Genomic DNA, 22,548 nt, shown 5'->3' with positions numbered 1-22,548 from the left:
CCCATGGGTCATCTCGAAGCCGCGCACCTGGAGTACTACCTCCCCGACGGGAGGGCGCTGCTCGGCGACGCCTCCTTCCGGGTCGGGGAGGGCGCCGTCGTGGCCCTCGTCGGACCCAACGGGGCGGGCAAGACCACCCTGCTGCGCCTGCTGTCCGGCGAGCTCAAGCCGCACGGCGGGAGCGTCACCGTCGGCGGCGGCCTCGGGGTGATGCGGCAGTTCGTGGGCTCCGTGCGCGACGAGACGACCGTCCGGGACCTGCTGGTGTCCGTCGCGCCGCCCCGCATCCGCGAGGCCGCGCGCGCCGTCGACGCCGCCGAGCACGCCATCATGACGTCCCCCAGTGCCTCAACGGCCTGGGAGGTGCCCCCAGACGACGAGGCCGCCCAGATGCGCTACGCGCAGGCCCTCGCCGACTGGGCCGAGGTCCAGGGCTACGAGGCCGAGACGCTGTGGGACATCTGCACCACGGCCGCGCTCGGCGTCCCCTACGACAAAGCCCAGTGGCGGCAGGTGCGCACGCTCTCCGGCGGTGAGCAGAAACGCCTCGTCCTGGAGGCCCTGCTGCGCGGCACCGACGAGGTGCTGCTGCTCGACGAGCCGGACAACTACCTCGACGTGCCCGGCAAGCGCTGGCTCGAGGAGCGCCTGAAGGAGACCCGCAAGACGGTCCTCTTCGTCTCCCACGACCGCGAACTCCTCGCCCGCGCCGCCCAGAAGATCATCTCCCTCGAACCGGGACCCGCCGGCGCCGACGCCTGGGTGCACGGCGGCGGCTTCGCCACCTTCCACGAGGCCCGCCGCGAGCGTTTCGCCCGCTTCGAGGAGCTGCGCCGCCGCTGGAACGAGAAACACGCCCAGCTCAAGAAGCTCGTCCTGACCCTGCGTCAGGCCGCCGCCGTCAGCCACGAGATGGCCTCCCGCTACGCGGCGGCCCAGACCCGGCTGCGCAAGTTCGAGGAGGCCGGACCGCCGCCCGAGCCGCCCCGCGAGCAGGACATCAGGATGCGCCTCAAGGGCGGCCGCACCGGCGTGCGCGCCGTCACCTGCGAGGGCCTCGAGCTCACCGGCCTGATGAAGCCGTTCGACCTGGAGGTCTTCTACGGCGAACGGGTCGCCGTCCTCGGCTCCAACGGCTCCGGCAAGTCCCACTTCCTGCGGCTGCTCGCGGGCGAGGACGTGGCGCACACCGGGAACTGGAAGCTCGGCGCGCGCGTCGTGCCGGGGCACTTCGCCCAGACCCACGCCCACCCCGAGCTGGTGGGACGCACCCTGCTGGACATCCTGTGGAGAGAGCACTCCCAGGACCGCGGTGCCGCCATGTCCCGGCTGCGCCGCTACGAGCTGACCCAGCAGGCCGAGCAGACCTTCGAGCGGCTCTCCGGCGGCCAGCAGGCCCGCTTCCAGATCCTCCTGCTGGAACTGGAGGGCGTCACCGCGCTGCTGCTCGACGAGCCCACCGACAACCTCGACCTGGAGTCGGCCGAAGCCCTCCAGGAGGGCCTGGAGGGCTTCGAGGGCACGGTCCTCGCGGTCACCCACGACCGCTGGTTCGCCCGCTCCTTCGACCGCTACCTCGTCTTCGGCGGCGACGGCCGCGTCCGCGAGACGCCGGAGCCGGTCTGGGACGAACGGCGGGTGGAGCGGGCCCGCTAGCGGGCCACCGGAGGTCCCCGGGAGGGGGCGGGCCCGGGGCGGCCGGGCTCAGCGCCAGCGCAGCAGGGCGCCGAGGCCGCCCACCGGCGCGTCCGCCTCCTCCTGCGGCAGCGCCGGCGTCACCGAGATCGCCGGGGCACCGGTCATCACCGCCGAGCGCAGCAGCGCGTCGTCCGCGCGGGCCGACCACGAGTTCTGCTCGCCGAGCGTCTTCAGCTCCGTACGGCGCATCGCCAGCTGGTCGGGGTCCTCGCCGATCCACACCTCGCGGTGGGTGTCCGGCCCGTCCGGGATGATCAGCAGCTCGTCGATGCGGTGCTCGCGGGCGGCCTCGACCAGCGCCGGCACACCCTCCGCCGCGGCGGCCCGGCCCTCGTCGTCGGGTGCGCGGGCGGCCAGGAACCGGTCCAGGTCGTCCCGCGCCCGCGCGCGCACGTGCTCGTCGCGCAGCCGCTCCACGTCGGCGTCCAGCAGCCGGCTGCCCGCACCGTGCGCGGCCTCCACGATCCGGCCCTGCAGCCGCTTCGGCAGCCGCTCGTGCACGGCCCGCCGCTCACGGTCGTCACCAACGAGGATCAGCAGGTCGGCGCGGGTCTCCTCCTGGCACACGGCGAGCGCGTCCGCGATCTCCGCCGCGTTGTGCTCCCAGGTGTTCTCCACCCGCAGCTGGAAGTGGCGCTCCGACCAGTCGACGGTGCTCGTGCGGTGCACCGGCCACTGCCTGCCGGTCACCGAGCCCGCGTCCTTGCTGCCCAGCGCGCTGCGCAGCTCGAAGTCGGCACCCTTGCGGTCGATGTACGCCACGACGCACACCGGGTCCTCGCCCGCCAGCTCCAGCAGCGGCGCCACGTGCGGCAACGGCGCCCAGCGGGCCTCGGTGCCGCCCTGCGGGGCCCGCGCCAGCGGCGGGTCCAGGACCACCTCCCCGCCCCGGGCGAACAGGGCCCGCCCGTGCGGGTCGGTGGAGTGGCGCAGCCCGTCCACGGCCTCCCGCACGGCCCGGCACGTCGCGTCGTCCGCGCCCTGCGCGGCCAGCTCCCGGGCCACCGCGGCGGCCGTCAGCTCCCGTTCGTGGGGGGTGTCCTCCGTGTGCCGGGAGAGGTCGACGTAGACGGAGGCCCAGGGCCCCGGATCTTCGTAGAGTGGGTGCAGAAAGGCGAGTTCCATGGCTCCCTCCCGGATGCCGCTCGGGGGTGGTAGTGCTTCCGGGGCGGGTACCCGGACCGCATGAACGAACACGACACGCGGGACGGCACCACGACCGGGGTGGACCCGGGCCGTCTGGACGACCAGCAGCTCATGAAGGAGCTGGAGAACATCCACCGCACGCGCCACGACACCCTGCTCTACGGGTCGAACGACGCGCTGCGGGCCCACAACGGGCGCATGGCGCAGCTCGAGGGCGAGTGGCTGCGCCGCAACCCCCGCCGCGCGGTCGCCGCGGGCCGCACCCGCGAGGGCGCCCGGGAACGGACCTCAGGGGAGGACGCCGCTCCGGGCGCCTGAGTCGGCGCGTCCGGCGTCAGGACAGGGGTCCGGCCGGACCACGCGTCCGTGACGCGCGTCCGGCCGGATCGCGCCGGGGGCTCAGCCGGCCTTGGCGAACTCCGCCAGGAAGGTCTCGCAGAACGCCTCCAGGTCGTCCGGCTTGCGGCTGGTGACCAGCGTGCTGTCACCGTGGTCGCAGACCTTGACCTGCTCGTCCACCCACGTGGCCCCCGCGTTCTCCAGATCGGTCCGCAGACTCGGCCAGGAGGTCAGCACGCGCCCCCGTACGACGTCCGCCTCGACGAGCGTCCACGGGGCGTGGCAGATCGCGGCCACCGGCCGGCCCTGGTCGAAGAAGTCCTTCACGAACGCCACGGCCCCGGCGTCCGTGCGCAGGAAGTCCGGATTGGCCACGCCGCCCGGCAGGACCAGCCCGCCGAACGAGTCGGCCGACGTCTCGCCGACCACCTCGTCCACGGGGAAGGTGTCCGCCTTGTCGAGGTGGTTGAAGCCCTGGATCTTCCCGGCCTGCGTGGAGACCAGCACGGGCTCGTGGCCCGCGTCCTTCGCCGCCTGCCACGGCTCGGTCAGCTCGACCTGCTCCACGCCTTCGGGTGCGGTCAGAAATGCGATGCGCATGTGGTTCGGGTTCCTTTCCGGCGCGCCGGCGGGTGCCACCGCCCGGCGCACGTGTCGTTCGGCGCTGTCAGGTGCCGTCCCGGCCGTCCGGTGCCGCGCGGCTGATGCCGGCCAGCGCGGAGGCGGGGTCCCGGGCCTCGGCCAGATCGCCGAGGCTCACCATCCCCACCGGCAGCCCGTCCTCCACGACCGGCAGCCGGCGCACCGCGTGCTCACGCATCAGCGTCACCGCGTCCGAAACCGGATCACCGGGGGAGACCGTCAGCGGATCGGGGGTGCAGACCGTGCGGACGCTCACCGACAGGGGGTCGATGCCGTCCGCCACGGCCCGCACCGTGATGTCCCGGTCGGTCAGCACGCCCACGACGTCCTGGCCGTCCGCGACCACCACATCACCGATGTTCTGGATGCGCATCAGCTGCGCCGCCTCGACGAGGGAGGAGTCGGGTCGGACGGCGACCACACCCGCGGTCATCACGTCCCTCACGTACTCGGCCATCACGGTCCGCCCTTCCGGCGCCTACGCGCCCCGCGGTCCCGTACCGCCGCTCTCGGTCAGGGCGACGGCCAGCTCCTGGACATTGTCGTAGCGCGCCTTGCCGGGCAGCCGTTCCAGCCCTTCGACGAGCGCGTCGGGCGCGTTGCCGCGGCGCAGGGCACGGCCCAGTTCCCGGGGACTCGCGGGGAAGCTGCCCCGGGTCAGGTTCCGGGCCAGCTCCAGCCGGAGCGCCTCCAGGTACGTGGGCCCGCGGCCCGGGGTCACCGGCCCGTACATGACGTCCGGATCGTCCTCGGCGATCGGCTCCGGGTCGTTCCACTCCTCGCTGCGGGTGGGATGCCCGGACCTGAGCAGACCCTGCAGTTCGTGCTTCATCTCGTCGTCGCGGTGGACGCTCATCCGGTCACTGCCTCGCTGCATGTCTCCCTCCACATCATCAGGGGGTGCGGACCGCGTACCCGGCCACCGACGGCCGACACGGATTCACCCGGACGGGTCCGGCCCGATTGCGCGGACACCCTGCGTACGGCCGCACGCACCGTGGGTTTGCCCGCCGCACGGGGGGAACCCGTCCGGCGCCACCACCCCCCACGCCCCCCTTCTCGGGAAGGACGGACCATGGCGGTGCTGCTCGCTGTGTTCATCCCGGTCCTCATGCTCGGCGTGGTGCTGGCCATGGGCAGGTACGAGGATCTGATGCTGCCGGGCACCCCACCGCCGTCCGCCGATCCCGAACCGGCCGCCACGGCGGAGCTGCCGCGGACGCCGTGACGGGAACCGCGTGCCGCCCCAGGGGTTTGACGCGGACGCGCGGGGGCAGGCGCAGTTCCAGTGCTTCGGACAGGAGGCACGTCCGTGGGAGCGGCGCGACGCCGCCACGGATGCGTCCGTCCGGCTCCCGGACGCCCTCCCGCGGTGACCGCCCGAACCCAGGGCCGTGTCGCGTCGCACCGCCGGCGCCCGTCCCGTGCCTCGTGCCGCGACAGGACCCCGCACTCCGAGGGAGTTGCGACGCACCATGCCGATCCACACCGGAACCAGGCACCCGCACGACGACGCCCCCGACACCGCCGACGCCTTCCGCCGCCTCGCCGGCCTCCCCGAAGGCCCGGAACGCGAAGCACTCCGGGACCGGATCGTCGAGGCGTGGCTGCCCATGGCCGAACGGCTCGCGGGACGCTTCCGCAGCCGCGGCGAGAGCTACGAGGACCTGCGCCAGGTCGCGGCCCTCGGCCTCGTCAAGGCCGTCGACCGGTACGACCCGGCGAGGGGGAGCGCGTTCGAGAGCTACGCCGTGCCCACCGTCACCGGAGAGATCAAGCGCCACTTCCGCGACCACATGTGGACCCTGCACGTGCCGCGCCGGGTCCAGGAACTCCGCAACCGGGTCCGCTTCGCCGGCCAGGACCTGGCCCGGACGACCCCCGGCCGCAGGCCCACCGTCGCCGAGATCGCGGAGCACGCCGACCTGAGCGAGGACGACGTCCGGGAGGGAATGGAGGCCCTGGAGAGCTTCACGGCGCTGTCCCTGGACGCCGAGGTCCCCGGCAGTGACGACGGCTACTCGCTCGTCGACGGCCTCGGCGCCCCCGACCCGGCGCTGGACACCGTCGTCGACCGCGAGGCCGTCCGGGAACGGCTGGCCGCGCTGCCCGAGCGGGAGCGGGCCATCCTCTACATGCGGTTCTTCGACGACATGACCCAGAGCCGCATCGCCGAGCAGCTCGGCATCTCCCAGATGCACGTCTCCCGGCTGATCAGCCGGTGCTGCGACCGGGTGCGGGAACAGGTGCTGCGGGACCCGGCGGCCTGAACCGGCGGCGCGGCCGGCGCTGCGAAACCCCTCCCTCACCCACACGGGCGTCCCGGTCCCGCGAACGGCGCAGGGCGGCGCGCGCCGCCGGGCCGGGCGGGCTGTGATGGCCGAGGGCGCGAGTGCCGTGCCCCCGCAGCCGTCGCTCGAAGGAGCCCGAACCCATGCGCCGCACCCCCCGTGTCCTGTCCGCCGCCGTACTGGCCGGTGCCGCCCTGGGCGTCTTCGCCGGGTCGGGCGTGGCGGACCCGGGCGGTACCCCACGGCCGGCGGGGGCCGGCGAACCCGCCGCCGAGGTCGGTCCGACCGGGTCGCAGGTGGCCGGTCCGGGCGACACCGTCACCGTCCCGGTCAGCTGCGACCCGGCCGGCGAGCAGGCGCCCGACGCCCTCGACGCGGTCTCGGAGGCCTTCGAGGGCGGCACCGTCGCCCTCGTGAAGACGCCGGGCGAGGCCGCCGGCGAGACCCCCGGCGCGGCCTACCGCGGCACCGCGCGCATAGCTTCCGCCGCGAGCCCGGAGACCGCCCCGGACGCGGCGGGGCCCGCCTTCCCGTGGGCCGTCGACGGCACCTGCCCGGGGGCGTCCGGTGGCTCGGCCGCGCCGTGGAGCACGGCGATGACGGTGTCCGGGGCGAGCGACACGGCCGCTCCCGGACGGTCCTGGGGCACCCCGGCCCCCGATGCGTCCTGCCGCCCGTCCGCCTCCCCGCGCGACTACCCCGCCGTGCCGCGTGAGGAGCCCGTCGTCCCCGGTGACGAGCCCGTGCCGTACGCCGAGCCCGCCGCACCGGGCGAGGAGGGGGTGCCGGACGAGGCGCCCGCCGCACCCGACGAGGCGCCTGCCGTCCCCGACGAGGAGCCCGTCGTCCCCGGCGAGGAGCCCGTCGTCCCCGACGAGGAGCTCGTCCCGTACGACGAGTCGGCCCCCGGCGAACGGCCCGCCCTCCCCAGCCGGCCCGCCCCCTCCGGCAAGACCTCTCCCTCCGGCCACTCCGGCACGCACGGCCTGCCCTGCACGACCAAGCCGCCGTGCCCCGAGCCCACCGCATGGGGGGCGTCCTGCGGCGGTGGGAAGGCGGAACACGGCGTGCAGGCCGGCACGGGCGGGACGTTCACCGACTCCGCGCCCGCCCTGGCCGCCGGCGGCGTCCTGATCGCGGGGGCGTTCGGCGGGGCCGCGTACCGGCTGCGGCTGCGGCTGCGCGGGGAGACCCGGGACCACTGATCGCGGCGGACAGCGGGCCGGAGCCATGGCCGGGCGGCCCGGTGGGTACTTGGTGCACGACCGGGGCGGGAGCGAGGAAGAGGACCAGGGCCCGGCGGCGACAGGACCCGCCACCACGGACTGCGCGGAGGCACCCATGCGGCGAACGGACCCCGAGGACGAAGCCACCGGTGCACCACACCCCGGCGCCCACCTCCCCGAAGGGCACGGTGCCGTCCGGCGCGGGCCGGATCTGCCCGGGGACGGGCTGCCGGTGCTGGGCGAGTTGTCGGCCGTGCTCGCCGCCGCCGCGGGGCGTGGCCATGAGGAAGCCGTCGGCGGCGCCCCGGCGCTGCTCGACGCCGCCTGCGGGTACTGGGACCGGCGCGGGCTGCCCACCGGCCCGGACCACGTGGCCGCCGCCCCCGGAGCCAACGCTCTGCTGCTCGCACTGACCGCCGCGCTCGGCGGCGACGTCCTGGTGCCGCGCCCCTGCGCCGCCTGGTGGGCGCCGTACGCCCGGCTGCTGGGCCGGCCCGTCTTCCACGTCCCCACCCCCGCCGAGTCCGGCGGCGTCCCCGACCCGTACGCCCTCCTGGAGACCGTGCGCCGCATCCGCGCCGAGGGCGGCGACCCGCGGCTCCTCGTGCTGTCCGTCGCCGACGACCCCACCGGCACCGTCGCGCCGCCCGAGCTGCTGCACGAGACCGCCGAGGCCGCCGTCGGCGAGGGACTGCACCTGGTCAGCGACGAGACCTGGCGCGACACCCTGCACGACCCGCACGCCACCGTGCTGCTCAGCCCCGCCGAGATGCTGCACGAGCAGGTCACCGTCGTCACCGACCTGGCCGGCGCGCTGCTGCCGCCGGGCTGGCCGGCCGCGGTCGCGCGCTTCCCCGCATCCGCCGCCGGCGACGGCCTGCACGCGCGTGTGCTCGACGTCCTCACCGCCCTGGGTGCCCGCGTCGCCGCACCCCTGTCCGCCGCGGCCGGGTACGCGCTCGCCGAACCCGAGCCGGTCACCGCCCGCCGGTCGGCCGCCGTACGCCTGCACGCGCGCGTGGCCGCCGCCGTGCACGCCGCCGTCGTCGCCGAGGGCGCCACCGCCCGGCCCCCGCAGGCCGGCCGGCACCTGTACGCCGACCTCGGCCCGCTGCGTGAAGCGCTCGCCGCCCAAGGCGTCGGCGACGCCCAGGAACTGGAGGACGTCCTCACCGCCCGGCTCGGCATGCCCGCCCCCGGCGGCCACCGTTTCGGCGACGACCTCCTCGCCCTGCGCGTCCGGCTGTCCACCGGCCCCCTGCTGGGGGACACCGACGAGCGGCGCGCGGAATGCCTCACCTCCCCGGACCCGTTGGAACTGCCGCACGTGCACGGCGCGCTGACCGCCCTGAAGACGGTCTTCGGCGATCTCCGCGACGCTCAGCGATGGGAGCCCCTCCGATGACGCAGCAGCCCCGGTCGGCCACGAGCACCCGCACCTCCGTCCAGGACCAGGACGCCGGCGCCGAGCGGGACACAGCCGCCCCCTTCCCGCCGCTCGCCGAGCCCCGGCCGCTGGCCGAACGCCGGGTGTGGCCGCGCACCTTCCACGACCGGCTGACCGCACCGCTGCCCGGCCTGAGGGCCTTCGCCAGGTTCGCCCGCGAGGGCGCGGTCAGACCCGGCCCCGAGGGCCTCGCCGACATCGGCAGACTGCCCTACGCCCCCGCCCCGCTTCCCCGCGTGGACGCCCGCACCGTCGCCGTCGCCTGGGCGGGACACGCCAGCTGGGTGGTGAGCATCGGCGGGCTCACCGTGCTCACCGACCCGGTCTGGTCCCGCCGCATCCTCGGCACCCCGGCCCGCATCACCCCCGTCGGCGTCGCCTGGAACGACCTGCCGCCGGTCGACGCGGTCGTCATCAGCCACAACCACTACGACCACCTGGACGCCCCGACCCTGCGCCGGCTCCCGCGCGACACCCCGGTCTTCGTGCCGGCCGGGCTCGGCCGCTGGTTCCACCGGCGCCGCTTCACCCGCGTCACCGAGCTGGACTGGTGGGAGGGCGCCCGGCTGGGCGGGGTCCGCTTCGACTTCGTACCGGCCCACCACTGGTCCAAGCGCACCCTCACCGACACCTGCCGCACCCTGTGGGGCGGCTGGGTCCTCACCGACGGCGACGGCCGGCGCGTCTACTTCGCCGGCGACACCGGTTACGGCCACTGGTTCTCCCGCATCGGCCGCCGCTACCCCGGCATCGATCTCGCGCTGCTCCCCATCGGCGCCTACGACCCGCGCTGGTGGCTCAGCGACGTGCACTGCGACCCGGAGGAGGCGGTCCGCGCCGCACAGGACGTCGGGGCCCGGCGGATGGCACCGATGCACTGGGGCACCTTCGTGCTGTCGGCCGAACCGGTACGGGAACCGCTCGTCCGCGTCCGCGCCGCCTGGCAGCGGGCGGGCCTGCCCCGGGAGGACCTGTGGGACCTGCCGGTCGGCGGCTCCCGCGTGCTGGACGACGAGTGAACGGGCTTCAGGGGGCCCGGCTCCGGCGCCCTACGCCTTCGCCGGCCCCCGCAGCCGCCGCCAGACGCTCGGGGCCGCGCTCACCAGCACCGTCAGCGTGATCGCCGCGGCCACACCCTCCCACGGCTCGCTGAAGAGCGAGCCGCTCAGGATCCCGATCAGCTGGTACGTCACCGCCCAGGCCACGCAGGCCGGCAGATTGCCCCGGGCGAAGCGGCGCGAGGGCCACTCGGCCAGCAGGCAGGCCAGCATCACCGGGATCCGCCCGGCCGGCACCAGCCGGGACAGCACGAGCACCGCGACATCGTGGTCGGCGAGCTTCTCCTGCGCCTGCTCCAGCCGGTCCTCCGGTGCCCGGGACCGGATCACCTCCAGCCAGCGCGAGCCGTTCTTCGAGCCGACCCCGCGCCGCCCCAGCCAGTACAGCGTCATGTCCCCGCAGAACGCGGCCAGCGACGCCGTCGCGAACACCATCAGCAGCGAGAACGGCAGGGTCTGGTGCATCGCCACCACGGCCGCCGAACTCACCAGCACACCCGTCGGCACCACCGGCACCAGCGCCCCGATCAGCACCAGCAGAAACAGCGACGGATAGCCCAGCGCCTGCTGCGTCGGCTCGGTCGGGATGCTCGTCACGGCGGCGCCCAGCCAGGTCACCTCGCGACCCCCACCCGCACGCTCTCGCCGTGCCCCAGCCGGTGCACCGCGACGTCCGGCGCACGCAGCGCCGACAGGCGCACGAACTCGTCGCCCGGCGTGTGGAACTCATGGGGGCGCACGGCGTCCATCCCGATCGGCCAGTACGTGCCGTAGTGCACCGGCACCGCCGTGGCCGGCGCCAGCCGGGCCAGCGCCTCGGCCGCCCGCCCGGCGTCCAGGTGGTCGGGCCCCAGGTACGGCCCCCAGCCGCCGACCGGCAGCAGTGCCGCGTCGACCGGCCCGACCTCCTTCTCCATGCCGTCGAACAGGCCGGTGTCACCGGCGAAGTACGTACGGCCCTCGCCCTCCACGACATAGCCGAGCGCGGGGGAGCGGTGCGGGCCGAACGGCAGCCGCCGCCCGTCGTGCCGCGCGGGCACCGCCCGTATCAGCAGGTCGCCGACGGCCGTCTCGTCGCCGGGCGCGACCTCGGTCAGCTTCAGGTGCCCGAGCCGGCGCAGCCCCGGCACCGCCCGTCGTGCGCCCCGGGGCACGAGCAGGCGCGTGCCCGGCGCGAGCCGCGCGAGCGACGGCACGTGCAGATGGTCGGCGTGCAGATGGGACACCAGCGCCACGTCCGCGCGCCAGGCGTCCGGCGGCGGCACCGGCCCCCGCCTGCGGCGCAGATGGGCCAGCCTGCGGACGAACAACGGGTCGGTGAGCACACGTACGTCCGAGTCCTCGACCGTGCAGGTGGCGTGACCCCACCACGTGAGCTCCACCGGCACCCCTTCGCCTCCTTCGCGCGACTCCCCGAAGCCTACGTCCAGGAGTAGGGTCGGCGGCGAAAACGGGAGGTGAGGGGGCGCCATGGGGCCGCTACGGGTGACGGCGATCGCGAGTCTGACGCCGCTGGAGCAGCTGGACGACGATCCGTTCCTCGTCGACTCCCGCAGCCAGCACGCCATGTGCGCGCGCTGGGCCGCCGAACAGGGTTACGTCGTCACCCGGGAACTGCTGGTCCGCGGCCTGCGTCCCGACCACGACGCACTGTGGGACGGCGTGCGCCCCGGGCAGGACCTGTTCGTGGCGCCCAGCCACCGGGTGCTGGCCAGCGCGCTGTCGTCCGTGGCGGAGTTCACCGCGGAGTGCGCGCGGCGCGGGGTGCGGGTGGAGACCGTCGGGCACGAGGAACCGGCGTACGACGCCCGGATGAAGGCGTGCGTGCACCGCCGGCTGTCGATGCCGACGGCCGGGTACGACGGTCGCTGACCCCCGGCCCGCCGGGGGACCGGGCGTGTCCTGGGCGAAAGGGGCAGGGGGGACGAACAGGCGTTCCGGAGCGTTGTGGCAGGGTGGGGAGGGCCCGCGCGGACGACGGGCCGGGACGTGAGGTGTGCGGAGCGTGGGTGGAGGGCGTTGGCGCCGGGGCGCCGGTCAGATCGGGCGGAGCATCGCCGTGTGGGCCGTCTCCACGGTGACCATGCTGGTGCTCGCCGGAATCCTCCCGGACTTCCGGCTCCAGTCCCCCGACGGTGACAGCGCGACCGACATCGCCGTCACCGCCGCGGTCGGCGCCGGTGCCTTCGGTCTCCTGTCGGCCCTGGTGTGGCCGCTCCTGGTCCGGCTGCTGCTGCTGGTGCCCGCGCTGGTCCTCGGACTGCTGGTCTTCTTCCTCAACGGCGGACTGCTGCTGCTCGCCCTCGACGTGAACCCGGCCGCGCGCGGCGGCGTCGCCCCGGAGACCGCGGTGCTGGTGGCCGCCGCGATGTCCGCCGTGGCCTCGGCCACCGGCGGTGCCCTGGCCGTGCGCGACGACGACGCCTACCGGCGCCGTCTCTACCGGCTCGCCGACCGCCGCCGCAGATCCGCCCCGCCCTGCCCGCCCGGTCCCGGCACCGTCTTCCTGCAACTGGACGGCGTCGGCCACGACGTCCTGAGGGACGCGGTCGACGAGGGCGTGATGCCCACCGTCGCCCGCTGGCTCGGTCGCGACGGCTCCTCCGCCACCCACCGGCTCGCCCCGTGGCGCACCGACTGGTCCAGCCAGACCGGAGCCAGCCAGCTCGGCATCCTGCACGGCAGCAACCACGACGTCCCGGCCTTCCGCTGGTACGAGAAGGACACCGGCGAGGTCGTCGTCTGCAACCGCCCCACCAGCGCCGCCGACCTCCAGCGCCGGGCCATCGAGCACACCGGCGACGGCGGACTGCTCACCTTCGACGGCGCCAGCCGCGGCAACCTGTTCAGCGGCGGCGCCGGCGAACAGGCCCTCGTGCTGTCCATCGCCACCCGCCGCCGCGGCCCGGAGAACCGCTCCCGGTCCGGCTACTTCGCCTACTTCTCCGACCCGGCCAACGCGGTCCGCACCGCCATGTCCTTCGTCGCCGAGGTGTGCCGCGAGATCGGCCAGTCCACGCGTGCCCGTGTCCGCAAGGTCCGCCCGCGCGTCTCCCGCGGCGGCCTCTACCCCTTCGTCCGGGCCTTCGCGACCGTCGTCGAACGGGACGTCGTCGTCGCCGCCGTCATGGGCGACATGCTCGCCGGCCGCACCGCCGTCTACGCCGACCTGGTCGCCTACGACGAGGTCGCACACCACTCCGGGCCGCGCAGCCGCGACGCCGCGAGGGTCCTCCAGCGGCTCGACCGGTCGCTCGCCCTGCTCGAGAAGGTCGCCGAGCACGCCCCCCGCCGGTACCGGATCGTCGTCCTGTCCGACCACGGCCAGAGCCCCGGCGAGACCTTCCGCTCCCGCTACGGCCTCACCCTCGCCGACCTGGTGCGGGCCGGCTGCGGACTGCCCGTGCCCCGCCGGGCGCGGCGCACCCGCAGCGGCGCCGAGGCGCGCACCGCCGTACGGGCGGCGCTGCACCGGCCCGTCGAGGAGGGCGAGGACCGGCGCCGGCCCGCCGTCCACCGCTCGGAGCCGGTCGTGCTGGCCTCCGGCAATCTCGGCCTCGTCTCCTTCCCGGACGTCCCGCACCGGATGACCCGCGAGGAGATCGACGCCCGCCATCCGGCGCTGCTGCCCACCCTCGCCAACCACCCCGGCGTCGGCTTCCTGCTGGTGCGCAGCGAGGCACACGGCGGCCTCGTCCTCGGCGCGCGCGGCGCCGAGACACCCCTGGACCGGCTCGACGAGGACCCGGGCCCGCTGGCCCCGTTCGGTCCCGGCGCCGCCGACGCCGTGCGCCGCACGCACTCCTTCCCGCACACCGCCGACGTCATGGTCAACTCCTTCCACGACCCGGCCGACGGCGAGGTCCTCGCCTTCGAGGAGCAGATCGGCTCCCACGGCGGACTCGGCGGCGCCCAGTCGCGGGCCTTCCTCCTGTCGCCCGTCGTCCTGTCCGCGCCGGCCGCCGAAGGGACGGACATCGTCGGCGCCGAGCACGTCCACCGGATCCTGCGCCGCTGGCTGCGCGAGGCCAACGGCCCGCAGGTGCCCCTGGACGATTCCCGGCCGCAGGGACACGACGGCGCACCATTTGCGGTCCCGGACGGGCTCGCACAGGACAAAACCGCCTGATTTGGCGCCGTGAGCGGCGGTGCCGGACCATGGACGCCGTCCGGCGATCCCGGGCACCAGTTCCAAGGAAGGCGTACCACCCCATGCACGTCCCCGGGACCGTCCCCCCACCGGCTCCGGCTCCGCAGGAGACCTCCGCCGCGCCCACCCCCGCCCCGGCGCCCACCGGCAGCAAGCACGCCCGCCGCTTCGGGCTGCCCGTCGCCACCGCCCTCGTCATGGGCAACATCATCGGCGGCGGCATCTTCCTGCTCCCCGCCTCCGTCGCCCCGTTCGGCACGATCAGCCTGCTCGCCTTCGGCGTGCTCACCGTCGGCGCCATCGCCCTCGCCCTGGTCTTCGGCCGGCTCGCCGCCCGCGACCCGCGCACCGGCGGCCCCTACGTCTACGCCCGCGAGGCCTTCGGCGACTTCGCCGGCTTCCTCGCCGCCTGGGCGTACTGGATCACCACCTGGGTCTCCAACGCCGCGCTCGCCGTCGCCGCCGTCGGCTACCTCGACGTCCTGATCCCGGTGAACGACCACCGCTGGACCGCGTGCCTCGCGGCGCTCGTCATCCAGTGGCTGCCGGCGCTCGCCAACTTCGCCGGCACCCGCTACGTGGGCGCCGTCCAGTTGGTGTCCACGGTGCTGAAGTTCGCGCCGCTGCTGCTGGTCGCGATCGGCGGACTGTTCTTCTTCGACCCCGGCAACCTGGGCCCGTTCAACGCGAGCGGCGGCAGCGGCATCGGAGCGGTCTCCGCCGCCGCCGCGATCCTGCTCTTCTCCTACCTCGGCGTCGAGTCCGCGGCCGTCAGCGCCGGCGAGGTCAAGGACCCGCGCCGCACCGTCGGCCGGGCCACGGTCATCGGCACCGCCGGCGCCGCGCTCGTCTACCTGCTCGGCACCCTCTCCGTCTTCGGCACCGTCGCCCACGACCGCCTGGTCGACTCCACCGCCCCCTTCTCCGACGCCGTGAACGCCATGTTCGGCGGCGCCTGGGGCGGCTGGGCCGTCGCGCTCGCCGCGCTGGTGTCGATGACCGGCTGCCTCAACGGCTGGACCCTGCTCAGCGCGCAGACCCCGTACGCCGCGGCCCGCGACGGACTGTTCCCCGCGGCCTTCGCCCGCAAGCGGCGCGGTGTCCCCACGGTCGGCGTCGGCGTCACCGTCGTCCTGGCCTCCCTGCTCACCGTCTACAACTACACGTCCGGCTCGGCGAAGGTCTTCGAGGTCCTCGTCCTCGTCACCACCTTCACCGCGACCGTCCCCTATCTGCTGGCCACCGCCGCACAGCTCTTCCACCTGGTCTCCGGGCGGGGCGAGCGCGTCGACCGCGCCCGGCTGGTGCGCGACGCCGTCATCGCCTGCGTCGCGGCCGCGTTCTCCCTGTGGCTGGTCGCGGGCGCCGGCTACGCGGCGGTCTACCAGGGCGTCCTGTTCCTGTTCGCGGGCGTCCTGGTCTACGCGGTGATGGCGGCCCGGCGGCAGCGCACCCCGCAGGGCGAGCGGACTTCCGGGTGAGCCCGGCCGGAGTGTGATCGGATGGGGGTGAGGACCCGGGCCCGGGTCCTCACCACCCCAGTACCGCAAGGCAATCCGGAAAGGACTCGTCGTGGCAACCACGCGCTCCGCACACACCGTCTGGGAAGGCAACCTGCTCGAGGGCAGCGGCGTCGTCACCTTCGACTCGTCCGGCATCGGCGAGCAGCCGGTGTCGTGGCCGTCGCGCGCCGAGCAGGCGAACGGCAGGACCAGCCCCGAAGAGCTGATCGCCGCCGCCCACTCCAGCTGCTTCTCCATGGCGCTGTCGCACGGCCTGGCCGGCGCCGGCACCCCGCCCACCAAGCTCACCACCTCGGCCGACGTCACCTTCCAGCCGGGTGAGGGCATCACGGGCATCCACCTCACCGTCGAGGGCACCGTCCCCGGCATCGACAACGACGCGTTCGTCGCCGCCGCCGAGGACGCCAAGAAGAACTGCCCGGTCAGCCAGGCCCTGACCGGCACGACCATCACCCTGTCGGCCAAGCTGGCCTAGTCGGACGGCCGTCAGGAGCCCGCACGCTCCCAGCCCCGCCGGTCCGGGCGCGGCCCCAGCTGCCTGGGGTCGCGCGACCGGTACACCACGTACGGCCGGAACAGGTACTGCACCGGGGCGCTGAACATGTGCACCAGCCGGGTGTACGGCACCAGCGCGATCAGCACCATCCCGACCACCGCGTGCACGTGGTACAGCACCGGCACCCCCTCCATCAGCCCCGTCTTCGGGCGCAGCGTGAACAGACTGCGCGCCCAGGGCGCGATGGTGCTGCGGTAGTCGTAGCCGTTGCCGGAGGTGTCGGACAGCTTGGCGACCATGCCGAGCACGATGGCGCCGAGCAGGAAGACGTACATCACCTTGTCGTTGGCCGTGGTGGCGCGGAAGACCGGTGCGTTGGTGCGGCGCCGGTAGACCAGCAGCCCGATCCCGGCGACCGTCAGCACCCCGGCGAGGGTGCCGCCGTACAGCGAGAACAGGTGGTACGCGTGCTCGCTGACGCCGATCGACTCCGTCCACGACGCGGGGACGAACAGCCCGATGAGGTGGCCGACGAGCACGAACAGGATGCCGTAGTGGAACACCGGTGAGGCGATGTTCAGCAGCTTCGACTCGTAGACCTGGGAGGAGCGGGTGGTCCAGCCGAACCGGTCGTAGCGGTGCCGCCAGAACAGGCCGGCGACGAGCAGGGCGAACGCGGCGTAGGGCAGGACGCCCCAGAGGAAGACGGTCATCGGCGTGCTCCGGTCGGTGCGGGCGGCAGGGTGGCGCACACGGCGTCCAGGACGCACGCGTACGGGGTGCCGGCGGCGGTGAGCCGGGTGCGGAGTTCGCCGAGGGCGTCGCGGTGCTCGACCAGCAGGCCCATGTCGCCGGTGCGCGACGTGAACTCCAGGACGGCCGGCAGGAAGTCGGGCAGCTCCTCGCCGGTGAACTCCAGGCCGTGGCGGCGGTACAGCTCCTTGAAGCGCACCAGCGACATCCCCCGGTTGCGGGTGTCGCCGTCGGTCCACCAGCTCAGATACAGGCTGTGCCGGTTCTTGAAGTCGAAGACCTCCACGTAGTGCGCCTGGAGTTCGCCCTGCGGGGTCACCGCCGCGTGGTCGGTGAAGGCGCGCAGCTGGGGCGCGGCCTCGCGCAGCAGGGGCAGCCGGGCGCGGAAGTCGTCGTCGGGGTAGGTCAGGCAGAGCGCCGCCGCCTGGTACAGGACCTCGAAGCCGGGCATCACACCTCCCTCTCGTCGTCCGCGGTCTGCCGCCGGCGCAGGATGTGGAAGTTCTCCACCGGCACCAGCGGCAGCCGCCTGCGTCCCGAGTCCTGGCCGAACGGGCCGTCGCCGCCCATGCCGGGGCCGCCGTCGGCGTCCAGGCTGCACGTGTCCGGCAGCGCGGACTCCTCCAGCCGCCGCGCGTCCCCGACGGCGGCGGTCGGGATGACGTACCGCTCCTCGTACTTGGCGATCGCCAGCAGCCGGTACATGTCCTCGATGCCGGCCGGCGTCATCCCGGCGGCGGCCGCGACCGACGGGTCCGTCTCCTCGCCGAGGTTGACCGCCCGCATGTGGGCGCGCATCGCGGCCAGCTTCTCGAGGGACGCCCGCACCGGGCCGACGTCGCCCGCGGTGAACAGCTCGGCCAGGTACTCCAGCGGGATGCGCAGCGTGTCGATGGCGCCGAACAGATTGTCCGCGTCCTCCCCGTCGTGCCCCGTCCCGGTGAGCGCGTCCACGACCGGCGACAGCGGCGGGATGTACCAGACCATCGGCATGGTGCGGTACTCGGGATGCAGCGGCAGCGCCACCCGGTACCGGCTCACCAGCGCGTGCACGGGGGAGCGCCGGGCCGCCTCGATCCAGTCGAACGGGATCCCCGCCTCCTCGGCCGCCCGGCGCACGCCCGGGTCCTCCGGGTCCAGGAAGACACCCAGCTGCGCCTCGTACAGGTCGCGTTCGTTCGGCGTCTCGGCGGCCTCGGTCACCTTGTCGGCGTCGTAGAGGACGACCCCGAGGTACCTCAGCCGCCCCACGCAGGTCTCCGAGCAGACCGTGGGCTGGCCCACCTCGATGCGCGGGTAGCAGAAGGTGCACTTCTCCGCCTTGCCGGTGCGGTGGTTGAAGTACACCTTCTTGTACGGGCATCCGGTCACGCACATCCGCCAGCCCCGGCAGCGGTCCTGGTCGACCAGGACGATGCCGTCCTCCGACCGCTTGTACATCGCGCCGGACGGACAGGACGCCACGCACGACGGATTGAGGCAGTGCTCGCAGATCCGCGGCAGATAGAACATGAAGGTCTGCTCGTAGGCGAACCGCACCTTGTCCGAGGCCTCCCGGCGGGTACGCTCCACCATCGGGTCCAGGTCGCCGTAGGCGGGGGCGCCGCCCAGGTCGTCGTCCCAGTTGGACGACCAGGCGATCTTCATGGGCTTGCCGTCGAGCTGGGAGACGGGCCGCGCCACCGGGTAGTCGTCGCCGAGCGGGGCCTCGGTGAGGTTCTTGTAGTCGTACGTCCAGGGCTCGTAGTAGTCCTTGATCTCCGGCAGCTTCGGGTTGGAGAAGATGCCGGCGAGCTTCTTGATCCGGCCGCCCGCCCTCAGCTTCAGCGCGCCCCGCCGGTTCAGCTCCCAGCCGCCCCGCCACTTCTCCTGGTCCTCGTAGCGGCGCGGGTAGCCCTGGCCGGGGCGGGTCTCGACGTTGTTGAACCAGACGTACTCCATGCCCCGCCGGTTGGTCCACGCCTGCTTGCAGGTGACCGAGCAGGTGTGGCAGCCGATGCACTTGTCGAGGTTCATGACCATCGCGATCTGGGCCATCGGGCGCATCAGTACTCGACCTCCTGGGCGCGGCGCCGGATCACCGTCACCTCGTCGCGCTGGTTGCCCGTCGGCCCCAGGTAGTTGAACGCCCACGACAACTGGGCGTAGCCGCCGATGAGATGGGTCGGCTTGAGGAGCAGACGGGTGAGCGAGTTGTGGATGCCGCCGCGCTTGCCGGTGGTCTCCGTGAGCGGCACGTTGACGGTGCGTTCCTGCGCGTGGTGCATGTAGACCGTGCCGGGCGGCATGCGGTGCGAGACGATCGCGCGGGCCACGACCACGCCGTTGCGGTTGACCGCCTCGATCCAGTCGTCGTCGGCCACGCCGATGGCGTCCGCGTCCTCGGTGGCCATCCAGACGGTCTGCCCGCCCCGGGACAGCGCCAGCATGAACAGGTTGTCCTGGTACTCCGAGTGGATGGACCACTTGTTGTGCGGGGTGAGATAGCGGACCGTCACCTCGCGGTGCCCGTCCGGGCCGAGCCGCGGCTCGCCGAACAGCCGGTTCATGTCCAGCGGCGGCCGGTACACGGGCAGCGCCTCGCCCAGCTCGTGCATCCAGTCGTGGTCGAGGAAGAAGTGCTGGCGGCCGGTGAGGGTGTGCCAGGGCTTGAGGTGCTCGGTGTTGAGCGTGAACGCCGTGTACCGCCGCCCGCCGGCCTCGCTGCCCGACCACTCCGGCGAGGTGATCACCGGCACGGGCGCCGCCTGGGTGTCGGCGTAGGTGACCCGCTTGCCCTCGTGCTCGGCGGCCAGGTGGGCCATCTCCTGGCCCGTCTTCGCCTCCAGGGTGCGGAAACCCTGCACGGCCAGGCGCCCGTTGGTCGTGCCGGACAGGGCCAGGACGGTGTCGGCCGCCTTCACCGCCGTGTCCAGCGCCGGGCGGCCGTCGGCCGGGCCGCCGCGCACCGCGCCGTTCATGTGCCGCAGCCGCTCGACCTCCTCGTCCGGCGTGAGGGTGATGCCCTTGGCCGGCAGCCCCTTGGCCTCCACGAGCGGCCCCAGCGCCGCGAACTTGGCGCCGATCGCCGTGTAGTCCCGCTCCACGACGGTCAGGTTCGGCAGCGTCTTCCCCGGCACCGGCTCGCACTCGCCGCGCTTCCAGTCCCGTACGACCCCGCCCGGCTGGGCGATCTCGCCCGGGGTGTCGTGCTGGAGCGGCGCCGCCACCAGGTCCCTGTGGACGCCCAGGTGGCCGGCGGCCAGCTCGCTCAGCTTCTCGGCGAGCGCCTTGAACGTGTCGAAGTCGGTGCGCGCCTGCCACGGCGGGTCCACGGCCGGCGAGAACGCGTGCACGTAGGGGTGCATGTCGGTGCTGGACAGGTCGTGCTTCTCGTACCAGGTCGCGGCGGGCAGCACCACGTCGGACAGCAGCGTGGAGGAGGTGTGCCGGAAGTCCAGCGACAGCAGCAGGTCGACCTTCCCCTCGGGCGCCTCCTCGTGCCACACCACGTCCCTCGGCCGCTCCCCGGGCGCCGCCTCCTCGGCACGCAGCGAGGAGTGCGTGCCCAGCAGGTGCTTGGTGAAGTACTCGGCGCCCTTCGCCGACGAGCCCAGCAGATTGGCCCGCCACAGCGTCACGATCCGCGGCCAGTTCTCCGGCGCGTCCGGGTCCTCGCAGGCGAACTTCAGGGTCCCGGCGCGCAGTTCGGCCACCGCGTTCGCCACCGGGTCGTCGGAGGCATCGCCCAGCTCCAGCGGGTTGCGGTCGAAGGTCGGGTACGACGGCATCCACCCCGTGCGCGCCGAGAGCGCCAGACAGTCCGCGGCGGTCATCCCCGCGAGCCGCCCCTCGCCGAGCGGCGAGGCCAGGACGTCCGCGCCGAACCGGTCGTAGCGGAACTGGTCGGTGTTCAGGTACCAGTACGCCGTGCCGATCATCTGGCGCGGCGGCCGGGACCAGTCGTTCGCGGAGGCCAGCGACGCCCAGCCGGTCACCGGGCGGCACTTCTCCTGGCCCACGTAGTGCGCCCAGCCGCCGCCGTTGCGGCCCTGGCAGCCGGTCAGCTGGAGCAGTGCGAGGAAGGCCCGGTAGATCGTCTCCGAGTGGAACCAGTGGTTGGTGCCCGCGCCCATGAGGATCATGCAGCGGCCCTCGGACCGCTCGGCGGTCCGCGCGAACTCGCGGGCGATGCGCACACAGGCCGCCGCCGGGACCGAGGTCAGCGTCTGCTGCCAGGCCGGCGTGCCCGGCGCCTGAGCGTCCTCGTACGACGCCGGCCAGTCGCCCGGCAGCCCGGCCCGCGCCACGCCGTACTGCGCCAGCAGCAGGTCGAACACGGTCGTCACCAGCGGCCCGTCCGCCCCGCCCAGCCGGGTGGCGGGCACGCCCCGCCGGAGCACGTCGCCGCGGCCCTGGCCGTGTGCGCCGCCCTCGGTGTCGAAGCGGGGCAGCAGCACCTCCACGCCCGTCGCCGCCTCGTGGCCGTGCAGCCCGAGCCGGGGGCGCACGTCGCCGAGGTCCAGGTTCCACCGGCCCCGGTCCGCCTCGTTCCAGCGGAAGCCCAGCGAGCCGTTCGGGACGACCGCACGGCCCGTCGCCTCGTCCAGCACGACCGTCTTCCAGCCCGCGTCCTCGCCCTCCTGGCCCAGATCCGCCGCGCGCAGGAACTTCCCCGGCACGTACGCACCGTCCCGCTCGGTCAGCGTCACCAGGAACGGCAGGTCGGTGAAGCGCCGCACGTAGTCGTCGAAGAAGGGCGTGACCCGGTCGACGAAGAACTCCTTGAGCACCACGTGCCCCATCGCCAGCGCCAGCGCCGCGTCCGTGCCCGGGTGCGGATGCAGCCACTGGTCGGCGAACTTGGCGTTGTCCGCGTAGTCGGGCGCGACCACGACCACCTTCTGGCCCCGGTAACGGGCCTCCGCCATCCAGTGCGCGTCCGGCGTACGGGTCACCGGCACGTTCGTGCCCCACATGATCAGATACGCCGCGTCCCACCAGTCGCCCGACTCCGGCACGTCCGTCTGGTCGCCGAAGACCTGCGGGGACGCCACCGGCAGGTCGGCGTACCAGTCGTAGAACGACAGCATCGGGGCGCCGATCAGGGAGTGGAAGCGGGCCCCGGCCGCGTGCGACACCATCGACATCGCCGGGATGGGGGAGAACCCGGCGATCCGGTCAGGCCCCTGGTGCCCGATGGTGTGGACGTGGGCCGCCGCGACCATCTCCACCGCGTCGTCCCAGCTCGCCCGGACCAGCCCGCCCTTGCCGCGCGCCCGCTGGTAGCGCCGCCGCCGCTCCGGGTCGCCCTGGATGTCGGCCCAGGCCAGCACCGGGTCCCCGAGCCGGGCCCGCGCCTCGCGGTACATCTCGAGCAGCACCCCGCGCACGTACGGGTAGCGCACGCGGGTCGGCGAGTACGTGTACCAGGAGAAGGCGGCGCCCCGGGGACAGCCGCGCGGCTCGTACTCGGGGCGGTCCGGGCCGACCGACGGATAGTCCGTCGCCTGGGTCTCCCAGGTGATGATGCCGTCCTTCACGAACACGTTCCAGCGGCAGGAGCCGGTGCAGTTCACGCCGTGCGTGGAGGTCACGACCTTGTCGTGGCTCCACCGGTCCCGGTAGAACGCGTCCGACTCCCGGCCGCCGACCAGACCGATGCTGTGCAGATCGGGAGCGGCGGTGCCGGGCCGGAAGAACCGGCCCGCACGCAGCAGTGCCGCGCCCGGTTCGGTGGGCGGTGTCCGCGTGTCGGTCACGTGCACTCCCTTGCTCGCCTGGGTCCGAACCTAGGGGC

The 22,548-nt window shown here is 74.1% G+C and carries 21 protein-coding genes; 11 read left to right on the top strand and 10 right to left on the bottom strand.

The window, feature by feature from the left end; translation table 11 throughout:
- Window positions 1-3: 3 nt before the first annotated feature.
- On the top strand, window positions 4-1,656 hold the full coding sequence (locus AB0E77_RS09260; protein WP_361567817.1) for an ATP-binding cassette domain-containing protein: 1,653 nt from the start codon (window positions 4-6) through the stop codon (window positions 1,654-1,656).
- A 48-nt stretch (window positions 1,657-1,704) separates the two neighbouring features.
- On the opposite strand, the gene AB0E77_RS09255 is transcribed toward AB0E77_RS09260, so the two are convergent.
- Window positions 1,705-2,823, bottom strand: a complete 1,119-nt coding sequence (locus AB0E77_RS09255; RefSeq protein ID WP_361567815.1) for a Vms1/Ankzf1 family peptidyl-tRNA hydrolase — start codon at window positions 2,821-2,823, stop codon at window positions 1,705-1,707.
- 60 nt (window positions 2,824-2,883) lie between these two features.
- Between AB0E77_RS09255 and AB0E77_RS09250 the strand changes: the two genes are divergently transcribed.
- Window positions 2,884-3,162, top strand: a complete 279-nt coding sequence (locus tag AB0E77_RS09250) for a DUF6158 family protein (RefSeq protein WP_361567813.1) — start codon at window positions 2,884-2,886, stop codon at window positions 3,160-3,162.
- Window positions 3,163-3,243: 81 nt separating this feature from the next.
- On the opposite strand, the gene AB0E77_RS09245 is transcribed toward AB0E77_RS09250, so the two are convergent.
- From AB0E77_RS09245 to AB0E77_RS09235, 3 genes are all read right to left on the bottom strand, one after another.
- A complete protein-coding gene (locus AB0E77_RS09245; protein WP_361567811.1) occupies window positions 3,244-3,783 on the bottom strand; it encodes a type 1 glutamine amidotransferase domain-containing protein in 540 nt (179 codons plus the stop codon).
- Window positions 3,784-3,850: 67 nt separating this feature from the next.
- Entirely contained in the window at window positions 3,851-4,282 is a 432-nt protein-coding gene (locus AB0E77_RS09240; RefSeq protein ID WP_361567809.1) for a CBS domain-containing protein, read from the bottom strand.
- 21 nt (window positions 4,283-4,303) lie between these two features.
- On the bottom strand, window positions 4,304-4,702 hold the full coding sequence (locus AB0E77_RS09235; protein WP_361567806.1) for a DUF2795 domain-containing protein: 399 nt from the start codon (window positions 4,700-4,702) through the stop codon (window positions 4,304-4,306).
- 198 nt (window positions 4,703-4,900) lie between these two features.
- On the opposite strand from AB0E77_RS09235, the gene AB0E77_RS09230 reads away from it, so the two are divergent.
- From AB0E77_RS09230 to AB0E77_RS09210, 5 genes are all read left to right on the top strand, one after another.
- On the top strand, window positions 4,901-5,053 hold the full coding sequence (locus AB0E77_RS09230) for a hypothetical protein (protein WP_361567803.1): 153 nt from the start codon (window positions 4,901-4,903) through the stop codon (window positions 5,051-5,053).
- 247 nt (window positions 5,054-5,300) lie between these two features.
- A complete protein-coding gene (locus tag AB0E77_RS09225; RefSeq protein WP_361567801.1) occupies window positions 5,301-6,095 on the top strand; it encodes an RNA polymerase sigma factor SigF in 795 nt (264 codons plus the stop codon).
- Window positions 6,096-6,259: 164 nt separating this feature from the next.
- Window positions 6,260-7,321, top strand: a complete 1,062-nt coding sequence (locus tag AB0E77_RS09220) for a hypothetical protein (RefSeq protein WP_361567798.1) — start codon at window positions 6,260-6,262, stop codon at window positions 7,319-7,321.
- A gap of 136 nt (window positions 7,322-7,457) precedes the next feature.
- Window positions 7,458-8,747: an aminotransferase class I/II-fold pyridoxal phosphate-dependent enzyme gene (locus AB0E77_RS09215; RefSeq protein WP_361567795.1), complete on the top strand. Its 1,290-nt coding sequence runs from the start codon at window positions 7,458-7,460 to the stop codon at window positions 8,745-8,747.
- On the top strand, window positions 8,744-9,808 hold the full coding sequence (locus AB0E77_RS09210) for an MBL fold metallo-hydrolase (RefSeq protein WP_361567792.1): 1,065 nt from the start codon (window positions 8,744-8,746) through the stop codon (window positions 9,806-9,808). The genes AB0E77_RS09215 and AB0E77_RS09210 overlap by 4 nt, the downstream gene beginning before the upstream one ends.
- Window positions 9,809-9,838: 30 nt before the next feature.
- On the opposite strand, the gene AB0E77_RS09205 is transcribed toward AB0E77_RS09210, so the two are convergent.
- Together AB0E77_RS09205 and AB0E77_RS09200 are read right to left on the bottom strand one after the other, a co-directional pair.
- A complete protein-coding gene (locus AB0E77_RS09205) occupies window positions 9,839-10,465 on the bottom strand; it encodes a VTT domain-containing protein (protein ID WP_361567789.1) in 627 nt (208 codons plus the stop codon).
- Window positions 10,462-11,235, bottom strand: a complete 774-nt coding sequence (locus AB0E77_RS09200; RefSeq protein ID WP_361567786.1) for an MBL fold metallo-hydrolase — start codon at window positions 11,233-11,235, stop codon at window positions 10,462-10,464. Before AB0E77_RS09200 ends, AB0E77_RS09205 begins: the two co-directional genes overlap by 4 nt.
- Before the next feature lie 82 nt (window positions 11,236-11,317).
- Between AB0E77_RS09200 and AB0E77_RS09195 the strand changes: the two genes are divergently transcribed.
- The 4 genes from AB0E77_RS09195 (at window position 11,318) to AB0E77_RS09180 (ending at window position 15,995) form a co-directional block, all read left to right on the top strand.
- The gene (locus tag AB0E77_RS09195) at window positions 11,318-11,719 is read left to right on the top strand and encodes a hypothetical protein (RefSeq protein WP_361567783.1); all 402 of its coding nucleotides are present in this window, start codon (window positions 11,318-11,320) and stop codon (window positions 11,717-11,719) included.
- 133 nt (window positions 11,720-11,852) lie between these two features.
- Complete coding sequence (locus AB0E77_RS09190; RefSeq protein WP_361567781.1) at window positions 11,853-13,976, top strand: alkaline phosphatase family protein; 2,124 nt, start codon at window positions 11,853-11,855, stop codon at window positions 13,974-13,976.
- Window positions 13,977-14,059: 83 nt separating this feature from the next.
- On the top strand, window positions 14,060-15,478 hold the full coding sequence (locus AB0E77_RS09185) for an amino acid permease (protein WP_361567779.1): 1,419 nt from the start codon (window positions 14,060-14,062) through the stop codon (window positions 15,476-15,478).
- A 91-nt stretch (window positions 15,479-15,569) separates the two neighbouring features.
- Window positions 15,570-15,995, top strand: coding sequence for an OsmC family protein (locus tag AB0E77_RS09180; protein ID WP_361567776.1), 426 nt, complete (start codon window positions 15,570-15,572; stop codon window positions 15,993-15,995).
- Window positions 15,996-16,006: 11 nt separating this feature from the next.
- On the opposite strand, the gene narI is transcribed toward AB0E77_RS09180, so the two are convergent.
- From narI to AB0E77_RS09160, 4 genes are read right to left on the bottom strand one after another with little or no spacing between them, the layout of a single operon-like run.
- Window positions 16,007-16,729: a respiratory nitrate reductase subunit gamma gene (narI, locus tag AB0E77_RS09175; RefSeq protein ID WP_361567773.1), complete on the bottom strand. Its 723-nt coding sequence runs from the start codon at window positions 16,727-16,729 to the stop codon at window positions 16,007-16,009.
- Window positions 16,726-17,220: a nitrate reductase molybdenum cofactor assembly chaperone gene (gene narJ, locus AB0E77_RS09170; RefSeq protein WP_361567770.1), complete on the bottom strand. Its 495-nt coding sequence runs from the start codon at window positions 17,218-17,220 to the stop codon at window positions 16,726-16,728. Before narJ ends, narI begins: the two co-directional genes overlap by 4 nt.
- Window positions 17,220-18,815 (bottom strand): nitrate reductase subunit beta, encoded by a 1,596-nt coding sequence (narH, locus tag AB0E77_RS09165; RefSeq protein WP_361567767.1) that lies wholly within the window; start codon window positions 18,813-18,815, stop codon window positions 17,220-17,222. The genes narJ and narH overlap by 1 nt, the downstream gene beginning before the upstream one ends.
- Window positions 18,815-22,510 (bottom strand): nitrate reductase subunit alpha, encoded by a 3,696-nt coding sequence (locus AB0E77_RS09160; protein ID WP_361567765.1) that lies wholly within the window; start codon window positions 22,508-22,510, stop codon window positions 18,815-18,817. The genes narH and AB0E77_RS09160 overlap by 1 nt, the downstream gene beginning before the upstream one ends.
- Between the last annotated feature and the right edge of the window lie 38 nt (window positions 22,511-22,548).

Source organism: Streptomyces sp. NPDC032940 (assembly GCF_040636935.1).
Taxonomy (GTDB): Bacteria; Actinomycetota; Actinomycetes; order Streptomycetales; family Streptomycetaceae; genus Streptomyces.
This window is presented reverse-complemented; position numbering and strand designations above follow the sequence as displayed.

Coding starts and splice junctions, on each gene's coding strand:
- AB0E77_RS09225 (WP_361567801.1), top strand. CDS start 5,301: ATGCCGATCCACACCGGAACCAGGCACCCGCACGACGACGCCCCCGAC.
- narJ (WP_361567770.1), bottom strand. CDS start 17,220: ATGCCCGGCTTCGAGGTCCTGTACCAGGCGGCGGCGCTCTGCCTGACC.
- AB0E77_RS09195 (WP_361567783.1), top strand. CDS start 11,318: ATGGGGCCGCTACGGGTGACGGCGATCGCGAGTCTGACGCCGCTGGAG.
- AB0E77_RS09185 (WP_361567779.1), top strand. CDS start 14,060: ATGCACGTCCCCGGGACCGTCCCCCCACCGGCTCCGGCTCCGCAGGAG.
- AB0E77_RS09230 (WP_361567803.1), top strand. CDS start 4,901: ATGGCGGTGCTGCTCGCTGTGTTCATCCCGGTCCTCATGCTCGGCGTG.
- AB0E77_RS09250 (WP_361567813.1), top strand. CDS start 2,884: ATGAACGAACACGACACGCGGGACGGCACCACGACCGGGGTGGACCCG.
- narI (WP_361567773.1), bottom strand. CDS start 16,729: ATGACCGTCTTCCTCTGGGGCGTCCTGCCCTACGCCGCGTTCGCCCTG.
- AB0E77_RS09240 (WP_361567809.1), bottom strand. CDS start 4,282: ATGGCCGAGTACGTGAGGGACGTGATGACCGCGGGTGTGGTCGCCGTC.
- AB0E77_RS09235 (WP_361567806.1), bottom strand. CDS start 4,702: ATGCAGCGAGGCAGTGACCGGATGAGCGTCCACCGCGACGACGAGATG.
- AB0E77_RS09220 (WP_361567798.1), top strand. CDS start 6,260: ATGCGCCGCACCCCCCGTGTCCTGTCCGCCGCCGTACTGGCCGGTGCC.
- narH (WP_361567767.1), bottom strand. CDS start 18,815: ATGCGCCCGATGGCCCAGATCGCGATGGTCATGAACCTCGACAAGTGC.
- AB0E77_RS09245 (WP_361567811.1), bottom strand. CDS start 3,783: ATGCGCATCGCATTTCTGACCGCACCCGAAGGCGTGGAGCAGGTCGAG.
- AB0E77_RS09215 (WP_361567795.1), top strand. CDS start 7,458: ATGCGGCGAACGGACCCCGAGGACGAAGCCACCGGTGCACCACACCCC.
- AB0E77_RS09210 (WP_361567792.1), top strand. CDS start 8,744: ATGACGCAGCAGCCCCGGTCGGCCACGAGCACCCGCACCTCCGTCCAG.
- AB0E77_RS09260 (WP_361567817.1), top strand. CDS start 4: ATGGGTCATCTCGAAGCCGCGCACCTGGAGTACTACCTCCCCGACGGG.
- AB0E77_RS09255 (WP_361567815.1), bottom strand. CDS start 2,823: ATGGAACTCGCCTTTCTGCACCCACTCTACGAAGATCCGGGGCCCTGG.